The sequence below is a fragment of the Rhizobium sp. BK313 genome (assembly GCF_014193655.1).
Lineage (GTDB): Bacteria > Pseudomonadota > Alphaproteobacteria > Rhizobiales > Rhizobiaceae > Rhizobium.
Genome location: NZ_JACHZQ010000001.1, coordinates 2,440,518 through 2,453,265, shown reverse-complemented (window position 1 = coordinate 2,453,265; position 12,748 = coordinate 2,440,518). Strand labels below are relative to the sequence as shown.

The 12,748-nt window shown below is 60.9% G+C and carries 13 protein-coding genes; 6 read left to right on the top strand and 7 right to left on the bottom strand.

The window, feature by feature from the left end; all coding sequences use genetic code 11:
* Positions 1–21: 21 nt before the first annotated feature.
* Positions 22–744, bottom strand: coding sequence for a helix-turn-helix transcriptional regulator (locus FHT86_RS11905; protein ID WP_133706925.1), 723 nt, complete (start codon positions 742–744; stop codon positions 22–24).
* Positions 745–817: 73 nt separating this feature from the next.
* Between FHT86_RS11905 and FHT86_RS11900 the strand changes: the two genes are divergently transcribed.
* The 3 genes from FHT86_RS11900 (at position 818) to FHT86_RS11890 (ending at position 2,768) form a co-directional block, all read left to right on the top strand.
* Positions 818–1,147: an NIPSNAP family protein gene (locus tag FHT86_RS11900; RefSeq protein ID WP_133706924.1), complete on the top strand. Its 330-nt coding sequence runs from the start codon at positions 818–820 to the stop codon at positions 1,145–1,147.
* Positions 1,144–1,518 carry an antibiotic biosynthesis monooxygenase family protein gene (locus tag FHT86_RS11895; protein ID WP_133706923.1) on the top strand — a complete coding sequence of 125 codons (375 nt, stop codon included), beginning with the start codon at positions 1,144–1,146 and terminating at the stop codon, positions 1,516–1,518. Before FHT86_RS11900 ends, FHT86_RS11895 begins: the two co-directional genes overlap by 4 nt.
* Positions 1,519–1,637: 119 nt before the next feature.
* Positions 1,638–2,768, top strand: a complete 1,131-nt coding sequence (locus FHT86_RS11890) for a site-specific DNA-methyltransferase (protein ID WP_133706922.1) — start codon at positions 1,638–1,640, stop codon at positions 2,766–2,768.
* Between the two features lie 174 nt (positions 2,769–2,942).
* On the opposite strand, the gene FHT86_RS11885 is transcribed toward FHT86_RS11890, so the two are convergent.
* From FHT86_RS11885 to mutY, 3 genes are read right to left on the bottom strand one after another with little or no spacing between them, the layout of a single operon-like run.
* Positions 2,943–3,308: a nuclear transport factor 2 family protein gene (locus FHT86_RS11885; protein WP_133706921.1), complete on the bottom strand. Its 366-nt coding sequence runs from the start codon at positions 3,306–3,308 to the stop codon at positions 2,943–2,945.
* 4 nt (positions 3,309–3,312) lie between these two features.
* Positions 3,313–3,927 (bottom strand): HAD family phosphatase, encoded by a 615-nt coding sequence (locus tag FHT86_RS11880; RefSeq protein ID WP_133706920.1) that lies wholly within the window; start codon positions 3,925–3,927, stop codon positions 3,313–3,315.
* Entirely contained in the window at positions 3,924–5,039 is a 1,116-nt protein-coding gene (gene mutY, locus FHT86_RS11875; protein ID WP_133707136.1) for an A/G-specific adenine glycosylase, read from the bottom strand. Before mutY ends, FHT86_RS11880 begins: the two co-directional genes overlap by 4 nt.
* A 95-nt stretch (positions 5,040–5,134) precedes the next feature.
* Here mutY and FHT86_RS11870 point away from each other — a divergent pair, with 95 nt between their 5' ends.
* The 3 genes from FHT86_RS11870 (at position 5,135) to FHT86_RS11860 (ending at position 10,118) form a co-directional block, all read left to right on the top strand.
* Entirely contained in the window at positions 5,135–5,632 is a 498-nt protein-coding gene (locus FHT86_RS11870; protein ID WP_133707135.1) for a DUF721 domain-containing protein, read from the top strand.
* 163 nt (positions 5,633–5,795) lie between these two features.
* On the top strand, positions 5,796–6,533 hold the full coding sequence (locus tag FHT86_RS11865) for a DsbA family protein (protein ID WP_133706919.1): 738 nt from the start codon (positions 5,796–5,798) through the stop codon (positions 6,531–6,533).
* Between the two features lie 123 nt (positions 6,534–6,656).
* A complete protein-coding gene (locus tag FHT86_RS11860; protein ID WP_133706918.1) occupies positions 6,657–10,118 on the top strand; it encodes a chromosome segregation SMC family protein in 3,462 nt (1,153 codons plus the stop codon).
* A gap of 130 nt (positions 10,119–10,248) precedes the next feature.
* On the opposite strand, the gene FHT86_RS11855 is transcribed toward FHT86_RS11860, so the two are convergent.
* From FHT86_RS11855 to FHT86_RS11845, 3 genes are all read right to left on the bottom strand, one after another.
* Positions 10,249–10,776 carry a hypothetical protein gene (locus tag FHT86_RS11855; RefSeq protein WP_133706917.1) on the bottom strand — a complete coding sequence of 176 codons (528 nt, stop codon included), beginning with the start codon at positions 10,774–10,776 and terminating at the stop codon, positions 10,249–10,251.
* 99 nt (positions 10,777–10,875) lie between these two features.
* Entirely contained in the window at positions 10,876–11,742 is an 867-nt protein-coding gene (locus FHT86_RS11850) for an MBL fold metallo-hydrolase (protein ID WP_133706916.1), read from the bottom strand.
* A gap of 50 nt (positions 11,743–11,792) precedes the next feature.
* Complete coding sequence (locus FHT86_RS11845) at positions 11,793–12,740, bottom strand: alpha/beta hydrolase (protein ID WP_133706915.1); 948 nt, start codon at positions 12,738–12,740, stop codon at positions 11,793–11,795.
* Positions 12,741–12,748: the final 8 nt, after the last annotated feature.

The window sequence follows — 12,748 nt, the reverse complement described above, 5'->3', positions numbered from 1 at the left end:
ATGGAGGGTGCGCCGTGAAACTCAGGCGTCGACACTTTCCTGCTCTTTGTTCATCGCGCCAGCTTCGACAGGAAACAGCGCCAGAAACCGTCGTTCGCCCTCCGAGGTAAACAGGATCGAGCGGCTGTTTTCCGTTCGCCGTGCCCAGCCCTTGTCGAAGAAGTTGGAAAGCAGCGCCTTGCCGAGGCTACCGGCGAGATGCGCGCGGCGTTCGCTCCAGTCGAGGCAGGAACGGCAGAGGGGGCGTCGTGTCGAGCGCAGCCCGGTCACGTCTATGCCGATCGAGGTAAGCTGTGTTTCGCCGCGCTCTGTCAGATTCAAGCCGTCACCGACCGCAGAAATCGCACCGGTCGAAATCAGGCTGTCGAGCATACGCACGCCGTAGTCGCCGGCGAGATGATCGTAGCAGATGCGCGCCTTGCGTAGTGCCGGCTCTTTCGGGCCAGGGCGGTGGCGCAGATGTCCACGCGTCGCAGCGAAACCCATGATGCTTTCGAGAAGCTTGCCGACGCCGTCGTCGGCGAGCGTAAAATAGCGGTGCCGGCCTTGCTTGCGTTGCGCAAGTAAACCACCCGCTTCAAGCTTCGACAGATGCGTGCTGGCCGTCTGCAGCGTAATGCCGCCAGCCTCCGCCAGCTCCGTGGCCGTCAGGGCACGGCCGTCCATCAGCGCGGTGAGCATGTTCGCCCGCGCCGGATCGCCGATGAGCGCGCCAATTTGCGCTATGTCAGGACCTTCCTTCATACTTCGATCGTAACCGAAGCATCCGCGTCGCGCAATATGCGATAACATCTCCATCACCAAAGGAGAAAAAACCATGATCACCTGCTTCATCCGCTACGAGATCGATCCCTTCAAGAAGGATGCCTTTGCCGAATATGCCAGGGCATGGGGCCAGGTCATCCCGCGCAACGGCGCCGACCTCATCGGCTACTTCGCCCCGCACGAAGGCTCGGCGACGACTGCTTACGGCGTCTACAACATCGAAAGCCTGGCTGCCTATGAGGCCTATCGCGCTCGTCTCGCCGCTGATCCGCTGGGCAAGGCGAACTACGATTTCTCCTGCCGCGAACGCTTCATTATCAGGGAAGACCGCATCTTCCTGAAAAACGTGTCGCTGCCACATGGTCCAAAGGTGTCGCCATGATCGCCGTCATCTTCGAGGTCATTCCCTATCTCGGCGAGCGCCATCACTATCTCGATCTCGCCGGCAGCCTGCGTAGCGAGCTTGAGACCATCGATGGTTTCATCTCCATCGAGCGGTTCGAGAGCCTGACGCAACGGGGCAAGCTTCTCTCCCTCTCGTTCTGGCGGGACGAGGCGGCCGTCATGGAATGGCGCAATCGCGAGGCACACCGCGCCGCGCAAAAGGCCGGACGAGGGGCGATATTCGCCGACTATCGGCTACGCATTGCGCATGTGGTCCGCGATTACGGAATGAACGAGAGGGAGGAGGTGCCGGAAGATAGCCGGGCGGTGCATGATGTACCCGAGACAGCGAGGACTGGCGACGCCTGACAACGGGCGTATTTTCGCAAATTTGTAAAATGTCCTGCTCGCTTTAGCCTTTGGTAACCAACTTAGGTAACCATAACACTCAGTTAAGCGTATCGAGTAAGTGTAACAGCGAGTATCACATGGCGTCAGTTTTCCCGCTTGCCGACCTCAGGACTTCCGTAACGCCGGGCTCTTGGGTCGACACGATCATCAAGGGTGATTGCGTGGCGGCTCTTGAAGCACTGCCCACCCATTCCGTCGACGTTATCTTCGCCGACCCGCCTTACAATCTGCAGCTCGGTGGCACGCTGCATCGCCCCGACCAATCGCTGGTCGATGCCGTCGATGACGAATGGGATCAATTTGCTTCCTTCGAGGCCTATGATGCCTTCACCCGCGCGTGGTTGCTGGCCTGCCGCCGCGTGCTGAAGCCGACCGGCACGATCTGGGTCATCGGCTCCTATCACAATATTTTCCGCGTCGGAGCGACGATGCAGGATCTGAACTTCTGGATCCTCAACGACATCGTCTGGCGCAAGACCAACCCGATGCCGAATTTCAAGGGCCGACGTTTCCAGAACGCTCATGAAACGATGATCTGGGCGAGCCCGAACGCCAAGGCCAAGGGCTACACCTTCAACTACGACGCCATGAAGGCCGCAAATGACGATGTGCAGATGCGCTCCGACTGGCTGTTCCCGATCTGCAGCGGCAACGAGCGGCTGAAGGGCGAGGACGGCAAGAAAGCACATCCCACCCAGAAGCCGGAAGCCCTGCTTGCCCGCGTCATCATGGCTTCGTCCAAGCCCGGCGACATCATTCTCGACCCCTTCTTCGGCTCGGGCACCACGGGTGCCGTTGCCAAGCGTCTCGGCCGTCACTTCGTCGGCATCGAACGCGAGCAGGATTACATCGATGCAGCGAGCGCCCGCATTGCCGCCGTCGAGCCGCTGGGCAAGGCGGAGCTGACGGTGATGACCGGCAAAAAGGCCGAGGTTCGCGTCGCCTTCAACGTGCTGATCGAAAGCGGCCTAATCAAGCCCGGCCAGGTGCTGACGGATGCGAGGCGGCGCCATAGCGCCATCGTGCGTGCCGACGGCACTGTCGCCTCCGGCGGCGAGGCCGGCTCCATTCATCGCCTTGGCGCGAAAGTCCAGGGCCTTGATGCATGCAACGGATGGACGTTCTGGTACTTCGACGACGGGCAGTCCCTGCGCCCGATCGACGATCTGCGTTCGATCGTCCGCAATGATCTGGCGAAAGTGGAATAATCCCAGTTATTCGAGCGGCGTGATCTCATCCGAAAACCGTTTCCTGCCTTTCGGGATCATGCCGCAGCCGCCGGATCCGCATACCCGCCTTCTTCCGTCAAGTACCTCCAGTTAGGGAAGAAGGCGAGACGCCCAGGGGATACAAACCCTGGGCGCCATTTTTTTCCTGACGACTCAGAATTCCTGATAGTCGGTCACATCGACCCGGACGACGTGTCCATCTTCGTCGAAGGTAATCGTCTCCTCGCCCTCGCGGACGAGCGGTTTGCCAGTCTTGCTGTTCGTTGCCCGGACGGACCAGACGCTTCGGCCCGAAAGCGGCGTCAGCGTTTCCACCAATGAATTGACGGCGGTTTGATCCGGATAGGTATCGAAATAGCCGCGGAAGGCCTCCATGATCGCCTCGCGGCCGGCAAGGCTGCCGACGCCGTTGGAGACATAGGTGGCATTCTCCGCGAAGAAATTTTCGATTGCTTCGTAATCGAGCCTGTTGATCGCGTCGTGGAATTGGGTGATGCGTTCTGCCGGATCGAAAGTCATGAGCCTAAACCTTGATGCCGTAGGCGGCGAGATCGCTGCGCAGCTGCTCAGCGCCGGTGAAACGGACGGCCTTCCAACCCGCAGCTTTTGCGCCTTCGACGTTGACGAGCGTGTCGTCGATGAAGATGGTCGAAGCTGGATCCAGACCGAAGCTTTCCGCATGTGTCCGGTATATCGCAACATCCGGCTTGATCAGGCCAATGTCGCCGGACACGGTCACGCCGCGCGGCTTGGTGAGGAAGTAGAAGCGCGCCTCCGCCTCACGATATGTGTCGGAGGCGAAGTTGGTCAGCATGGTGACGTCGCGGCCCTCGGCGATCAGCTTTTCCATAATTGCGACGCTATCGTCGTAGGCATGAGGGACCATATCATGCCAGTATTTGCGGAAGGCGCGGATCTGTTCTTCGCGCTCGGGATGCTCGGCGATCAGCAGCGCTTCGGCTTCTTCCCAGGTCCGGCCGCGGTCCTGTTCGATGTTCCATTCATGTGTGCAGACGTTGGCAAAGAACCAAGCGCGCTCAGCCTCGTCGGGGATGACGCGGCTATAGGGAATGTTCGGATCGTAGTGAATAAGAACCTTGCCGATATCGAAAACGATATGCCGGATTTCCGTCGTCATGAATTATGCCCTGCCTTTTCGAATGCCTTGGTCTTTGCGAATGCGCGTGGAATAGCCTGAGCGATCGCTTTTTTCATGACAGTCGGCAAGGCCTGCGCTTCAAGATTTGTAACCGGCTCCCACCATCCGTCATTGCAGGTCGTGCTCGATGCGACCTGAGCGCGATAGATCGACAGCCGCAATTCGAAGTGAGTGAACACATGCGTCACAGTGCCCGCAGCCTGCCAATCGGCCGGGAAGGGAGCGGCGGTGGTGCTGGTCTCGCCATCGATCCGCGCGGTCCAGCCAGTGGTCGGCACCTCTGTCATGCCGCCGAGAAGGCCGCTAGCGATGCGCCGTCGCAAATAGATCTCGCCATCGCAATTCACCGCCACGAAGGCAGCCCCCTGCCGCACCGGCTTTTCTTTTTTTGCTGCTTTGACCGGAAAATGTTCGGGATCATGCAGCCGCAGTGCCTCGCAGGCATTGTTGAAGGGACAGAGCGAACAGACCGGCCGTTTCGGCGTGCAGATCGTTGCACCCAGATCCATCATCGCCTGCGCGAAATCGCCGGGACGATCGTCAGGCGTCAGTAAAGCCACTTTCTGCTTCATCAACGGCTTGGCGGCGGGCAATGGTGTGGCAATGGCATAAAGCCTGGAGATGACCCGCTCGACATTGCCGTCCATGACAGCTGCCTGCCGGTTGAATGCAATGGCCGCGACCGCCGCCGCCGTATAGTCGCCGATTCCCGGCAAGGCCCGCAGCCCATCCTCGGTGTCTGGGAACCGTCCGCCATGTTCCGCTGCCACGGCCTCCGCACATTTTTTCAGGTTGCGGGCGCGGGCATAATAGCCGAGCCCCGCCCAGGCGGCCATGACATCGTCGGTGGGCGCCACCGCGAGATCGTGAACCGTCGGCCAGCGCTCCAGGAATTTGGCGAAATAGGCTTTGACCGCCGGCACCGTGGTCTGTTGCAGCATCACCTCCGACAGCCAGATATGATAGGGATCAGGCCGAATGCCGCGCGCAGCCATCGTCGGCGAGACGCGCCACGGCAGGTCGCGGTGATGGCGGTCGTACCAGGCAAGCAGGGGTGCGGCGGTTGGGGATTCTAATGTCGTCGTCATGATTTGCCGCATCGAGGGGAAGTGCTCTATACTTGGCCAAGCTGCGCCGGCCGATCAAGGTCTCGGATGCGCAAACACGGTTCCGGGTCCACTATCCAATGAGTTATCCCCGAAAAGGCGAAAAACAGATTTCCGAGCTGACCAATGGTATCGTCGATCCCGTTTTGGCGAAGCGTGCGGGAATCAATACCGCGCTGCTCGGCTCCTGGGACGAAATCGCCGGTGAGGATTTCGCCGAATGCACGCGGCCGGAAAAGATCGCCTGGGCGAAACGCGGCGGTTCGGGCGAAGATGGCGGTTACCAGCCCGGTGTGCTGACCATCGCTTGCGAGGGCGCCCGCGCCCTGTTCCTGACCCACGCGCAGGGCGAACTCATCCAGCGCATCAACGGCTTCTTCGGCTTCCACGCCGTCAGCCAGATCCGCATCGTTCAGAAGCCAGTCTCCATTGCCTCCAAACGCTCGCGCACGCCACCGCCACTGAAAGGCGAGGCGGCCCGTAAGCTCGAAGGCATGATGGATGGTATCGAGGACGACAAGCTGCGCGCCGCAATTCAAAGGTTGGGCACCGCGATGGTCTGGAAGCGGGGGCGATAGCTATTTTAAGCCGCTATTCGCAGTAATTCTGACGATAATTTAATCTCTTTGTCTTTGCTAAGTCACAATTCTTTGAAGAAAGTTGGTCAACCGTGCCTTGTTAGCGGCAACCAGCCGTTATATCGCATGACTATTCAAAGACCTCTTAACGACGGGTGACTCTATGCCGATGTCCGACATGCTCTTGACCAAACGCCACCTGCTGGGCGGCACCGCCGTTGCGGCGCTCTCCTTGGCGTTCGCTGCCTTTGCCGACACCGCATCCGCCGCCAATGCCACCACGGTCGGCGGCGCCCAAGAGACCACCAATACCGCCACCTCTTCGGAGGATGAAGTTCCGTCGCCGGATGGCAGCGTCGACATGAACGAAGTGCTGAAGCCCGGCGCCCTGCCGGAAATTGCGCTCGGCAAGGAAGACGCTCCGGTCAAGATCGTCGAATACATGTCGCTGACCTGCCCACACTGCGCGCATTTCGCCGTCACCACCTTCGACACGATCAAGCAGAAATACGTCGACACCGGCAAAGTCCGCTTCATCATCCGCGAATTCCCCTTCGATCCGCGTGCCGCTGCTGCCTTCATGCTGGCCCGTTGCGCCCCGCAGGAACAGTACCTTCCGATGGTCGATATGCTGTTCAAGCAGCAGATCGCCTGGGCGTCGCCGGATGTCGATGGCCGTGCCGCACTGCTGCAAATGTCGAAACTTGCCGGTTTTACTGAGGATAGCTTTACGAAATGCTTGACGAACCAGAAGCTTCTGGATGATGTCAACTCAGTTAGGGAACGCGCAGCCAAAGACTTCGGCGTCAATGCTACGCCGACCTTCTTGATTAACGGCAAGCGTTATGCAGGGGACATGTCGGTTGGTGCCATGTCGAAGCTCATCGACAGCCTTCTCTGATCCGTGCCTTTTCGAAACGGCGGGCGGCGGGGAAACCTGTGCGCCCGTTTTTTTGTCCCTCACTCCTAAAAAGATAGGGGTTTCTTCCTTTCCCCGCTGGCGCGGAGAGGGGGAGTGGCGCTCATGAAGTTCAACAGGCTTCGTCTCGTCGGTTTCAAATCCTTTGTGGAGCCGGCGGAATTCGTCATTGAGCGCGGGTTGACGGGCGTCGTCGGCCCGAACGGCTGCGGCAAGTCCAATCTGGTCGAAGCGCTGCGCTGGGTGATGGGCGAGAATTCCTATAAGAACATGCGCGCCTCCGGTATGGATGATGTCATCTTCTCCGGCTCCGGCAATCGCCCGGCGCGCAACACTGCGGAAGTCGGTCTTTATCTCGACAACAGCGACCGCACGGCGCCCGCCGCCTTTAACGACAGTGACGAAATCCAGGTCACCCGCCGCATCGAGCGGGAGCAGGGTTCGCTCTATCGCATCAACGGCAAGGAGGCCCGTGCCAAGGATGTGCAACTGCTGTTCGCCGATGCCTCGACCGGCGCGCGTTCGCCGTCGATGGTCGGGCAGGGACGTATCGGCGAGTTGATCCAGGCCAAGCCCCAGGCCCGAAGACAGCTTCTCGAAGAGGCGGCCGGTATTTCGGGCCTGCATTCGCGCAGGCACGAAGCAGAACTGCGTCTTCGCGCCGCCGAAGGCAATCTCGAGCGTCTGGACGACGTGACCTCCCAGCTTGAGAGCCAGATCGAGAGCCTGAAGCGTCAGGCGCGTCAGGCCAATCGTTTCAAGATGCTGTCCGCCGATATCCGTGCCCGCGAAGCCATGCTCCTGCATATCCGTTGGGTACAGGCCAAGGAGGCGGAAGCGGAGGCCGACAGCGCCCTCAACCAGGCAACGCTTCTGGTCGCCGAAAAAGCGCAGATACAGATGGAGGCCGCAAAGACACAGGGCATAGCCAGCCTGAAGCTGCCCGAATTGCGTGAGGGAGAGGCGAAGGCCGCAGCGGCTCTACAGCGTCTGCAAATCGCCCGCACTCAGTTGGAGGAAGATGCCAATCGCATTCTGCGCCGTCGCGACGAGTTGACCCGGCGGCTGGTGCAACTGGCCGAAGATATCACCCGTGAAGAACGCCTTGTGTCCGACAATGCCGAGATCTTGGCCAAGCTCGATGCGGAGGAGGCCGACATTGCCGATGTCCTCGCCGATTCCGGCCGGCTTGCCGAGGAGACGCGCGAGGCCTTCGAGGAGGCCGCCGCCAAGCTGGCCGATAGCGAGCGCATCTTTACTACGCTGACCGCCGAACGCGCCGAGACCGCTGCCGCTCGCAATCAGCTCGAGCGCGCCATTCGCGATCTTGCCGACCGTAAGATGCGGTTGGAACGCCAGTTGGAAGAAGCGAACCGAGAGCTTGCAGCGATCGATGCAAAGGTGGTTGCCCTGCCGGACCCCGGCGAAAAGCGCGATATGGTCGAAGCAGCCGAAAGTGTCGTTGCCGATGCCGAGGCGGCGATCCAGCTCGTCGAGGCGGCCCTCGCCGGGGCCCGAGAGACCGAAGCTCTATCGCGAGCGCCAGTCGATCAGGCCCGCTCGCAGCTCAACGCCCTGGAAACAGAAGCGCGCACCATCTCCAAGATGCTGGCGGCGGGAGCCGCCTCGGGCACGTTTGCGCCCGTTGCAGAAGAGGTGCGTGTTGATCGTGGCTTCGAGACTGCGCTAGGTGCAGCTCTTGGCGACGATCTGGAATCGCCACTGGATCCGCAATCGCCCGCCCACTGGTCCGACAATGGCAGCGGCGCGACCGATCCCGCCTTGCCGGAAGGCGTCGTGCCACTGATTTCGCATGTGGGCGCACCGACCGCGTTGACGCGGCGTCTGCGCCAGATCGGCCTCGTGGCTGCCGCAGATGCCATGCGCCTGATGGCGGCTTTGAAGCCGGGTCAGCGGCTGGTGACGAAGGACGGCGCCGTATTTCGCTGGGATGGGCATGTGACCGGGGCGGATGCCCCCAGTGCGGCCGCGCTGCGGTTGGCGCAGAAAAATCGTCTGGCGGAGCTTGAGGCCGAAGCCGAGGTGGCGCGCGATGTTCTAGCCGAGGCCGAGGAGCGTTTGGCGATTGCCGGCGAGGCGATCCGGGCTGAGGAAGGCCGTCTTGTCGTCGCTCGCGATGCCAGCCGGCTTGCCGCCCGCCACCTCGCCGAGGCTCGCGAAACGTTGGTGGCGGCGGAGCGTGCCTCCGGCGATCTGATCCGCCGTCGCGATGTCATAACGGAGGCTGCCAGCCACCTACAGGCGCAGATGGAAGAGGTGACGGTGCAGGATGAAAATGCCCGCATCGAACTGGAGGATGCGCCCGATCTGACGACCATCGATCTCAAGTTGCGCGATCAGCAGGCGGATGTTGCCACGGATCGCGGCGCGCTTGCTGAGGCGCGTGCCCGTTACGAGGGCCTGAATCGGGAAAACGAGGCGCGGCAGCGCCGCATCTTGGCGATCCGGCAGGAGCGCGACGGCTGGCGTCAACGCGCCGCCAGCGCGGAAGAGCATATCCAGACCCTGCGCGACCGTGAGGAAGAGGCGCGCGACGAAGCCGCCGAATTGGATCTTGCACCGGATGAATTCGATGACAAGCGCCGCGCGTTGATGAATGAACTGCAAAAGGCGGAGGAGGCGCGCCGCACTGCAGCCGACCGTCTGGTTGAGGCGGAAATCGTTCAGCGCGAGGCCGATCGGCAAGCGGCCACGGCGCTGTCTGAACTGGCGGAAAGCCGCGAAAAGCGTGGCCGTGTCGAGGAGCGGCTGGTTTCTGCTCGCGAGCGCCGCCAGGAAAGCGAGCTGCGCATCCGTCAGACACTGAATATCGAGCCGTACGAGGTGTTGCGGCTTGCCGGCCTGTCGGCGACGCAGAATGTTCCCGATTTGCGCGAGGTGGAGCGCGAGCTGGAGCGGCTGAGGATCGAGCGCGAGCGCCTGGGTGCCGTCAACTTGCGCGCCGAAGAGGAAAGCAGGGAACTGACCCAGCGGTTGCAGGCCTTGATCAAGGAGCGCGACGATGTCATCGACGCCATCCGTAAGCTGCGCGGTGCGATCCAGAGCCTCAACCGGGAAGGGCGCGAGCGGCTGATCGCCGCTTTCGACGTTGTCAACGTGCAGTTCCAGCGGCTGTTCACTCATCTTTTCGGTGGCGGCACGGCCGAGCTGCAACTGATCGAATCCGACGATCCGCTGGAGGCGGGCCTCGAAATCCTCGCCCGCCCGCCAGGCAAAAAGCCGCAAACCATGACGCTGCTTTCCGGTGGCGAACAGGCGCTGACGGCGATGGCGCTGATCTTTGCCGTCTTCCTCACCAATCCGGCGCCGATCTGCGTGTTGGATGAAGTGGATGCGCCGCTAGACGACCACAATGTCGAACGCTATTGCAATCTCATGGATGAGATGGCGGCCTCGACGGAGACGCGTTTCGTGATCATTACCCACAATCCCATTACGATGGCTCGCATGGACCGCCTCTTCGGCGTGACCATGGCTGAGCAGGGCGTTTCACAGCTTGTTTCCGTCGACTTGCAGACCGCGGAGCAACTGCGGGAAATTGCCTGACGTTTTTCGTTGCCCGGCGGCAACTGCCATCAAAGCATTGATTGCCCGAACCAATCCGAGATGGAAGTCGTCGCTCCGGAAAGGGCCTTGGGAGGAATTCTCGTCAGTAGCCCAATGGACTGTCGATGCCTTAACCTTTGGCGACGGGCGCCGGCGGCACAGGGAGGATGATTTCGGATGCGACCTTCCAGTCCCTTTTTACCTTGATCCAGTTGATGATCATCAGGAACGGCTTTGGGGTACCGTCCTGCCCGGCATAGGAAACCGTAATGTTCATCGGCGCATAGGATTCTGCCATTTCGCGGGTCAATCCGACGACCTTAAGTTTGGAGAAATCGGGCGCAAGCACGACGGGTCCCGACCCGGCGATATCGTGGAGCTTCTGGTCTACTGCCTCATTACCCCAAAACCCCGCCCAGTTGCCTTCGGAGGGGATGGCGCTTTTCGCGACCAGAAGGGCAGAAGGTGACTGCCAGAAAATGTTGTGCAACGCCTTGAGATCATGCTTGTTTGCTGAATCCATGAGCTGACTGAAATGCGACTTGATCGTGCTGAGGGTTCGAGTGTCCAGCGGATCCTTATAGGCCGCCGGCGCTGCTGCCACTGACCCGGCCGAAAGCACTGCCAAAGCGAAGGCAGCGGAGAGCATTTTTTGCATGTTCAATATCCCTTGTGCCCGTTGATTGAGGGGCAGATTCTAAATTAAGGAGCGGAAGTCGGGCCGGGAGTGAAACCGGCCCGCCACATCCTGTTGTTCTTAACGTTGCTTCTTGGCGGCGTTCGAGCCACCCCAAAGTGAGCCCGGATTGGCGCGATTAGGATGGAGTTCCAACATGGCGTCATAGAGTTCGCGCGCGGTCGTTGTTGCCTCGTTCAGGCGATTGAAATCGAGAAGATATTGCCGCGTCTCACCGATAATGCGGGGATCATCGGCGTTTTCAGGCAGCTTGTGCCCGGCGATCACCGTCTTGGGCTGCAGGGCCTCTAGCTTGTCGAGCGCGGCAATCCATTCAAGCCGGCTCTGCGTGTCGGTCTCGCCAAGGTAAAGGTGGATGCCGTTGTAGACGACATCCCCGCCGACGATCAGCCCGATCGATGGGACGTACAAGCAGGTTGATTGCGCGGTGTCGGTATGCCCGGCATTCACCACGACAAGCTTATGGCCTTCCAGTTCCAACGTGTCGCCGTCGAGCGGCTCGGCGATTAGCAACCGGTCGGGAATCTGGCCAGGAAAGAGCCTGCGCCAGAAATCGTCGATCGACGCTGGCGACAGTTGCTCATGCATGGCCGCGACCACCGCCGGCGTCGCGAGCGCCCTCGCATTTGGGAAACGCTCCAGAAGCGGTGCGAGGCCGAAGAAATGATCGCCGTGTCCGTGGGTGACATAGATCGTGGTGAGGTTCTTGCCGCTCGCGACGACCCAATCCAGCAAGACCTGCGCGTGCTCGGCCGTGAGGAAGGTATCGACGAGGACTGCGTCGCGCTCGCCATAGATGAGCGTCGATGAATTCACCACCCACATCAGCTCCTCCTTGCCGGCCGGCACGTCTCGGCCGAGGCCTGGGCGTTTGATCGTCAGTACATTCCAGTTCAGGCTCGGCTTGACGGTTTCAATCTCAGTCATTGTGGTCTCCATTGCGGTTTGAGGAATTCGCGGTTCCGAAGCGGGCCCTATCAAGCGGCGCCCTGGGAGAGTGCGGGTTCGGAAATACTGACGTCCGGTTTGCCGAGATGCTCGCGGAACCATGCGGTTGCGGCAGCTTCCGCTTGCGGGAATTGGTCGAGATAAGGGTCGAAATGACCGCCAGGTATGAGAGCGAGGCGCTTGGGCTCAAGCGCGCGCTCGTAAGCCTGAAGCGTAAGATCGGTGACTGTGAGCTTATCGTCCCGCGCGACGACCAGCAGTAAAGGCGTTGGCGACACACGGGAAATCCAATTGCCTGGCTCGTACATCCGTGCAGCGCGCGTTGACCGGAGGGTGACCTCGTTTTCCCAAATGCCGGCGGGGACAGGCTGCAGATAGAAATCGATGGCGTCCTTCGAGCGATAGGCGGCGGGAACGGAGGGATCGGCACCGACGACGGCCTGCCGCCGCGGTGCCTCGCCACGCAATTGCGCCCTTTCGTCGTCGCTGAAGGCCTGCTCCAGCGCGGGCAGGGCATCGGGAGCAACGCGCCGCAATCCTTGCTCATAGCCGCTGATCGTTGGAACCTGCGCGACGATGCACCGCAAGCGACGGTCTGTGGCGCCAAGCACGATAGCATGGCCGCCCGCATAGCTCGTGCCCCAAAGCCCGATACGATTCGGATCGACTTCGGGACGCGCCTCGATGTAGGAGATTGCCCGACGCCAGTCTTTGATTTGACGCCAGGGATCGATGTCGGCACGTGGTTCGCCGCCGCTTGTCCCGAAATTGCGGTGGTCATGGAGAAGCACGACAAAACCCGCCGTGGCAAACGCCTTCGCGAAGCGCTCGATGCCGTGCTCCCTGGTCCCCGCAAAGCCATGCGCCATTGTGATGGCTGGGTGTGGACCTGCTCCACCTGGCAGAAACAGCCAAGCCCCGAGCTCTATTCCGTCCTCTGCCGGGATTTTCACGTCGAGTTTTGAAAACACGATCATTATCCTTC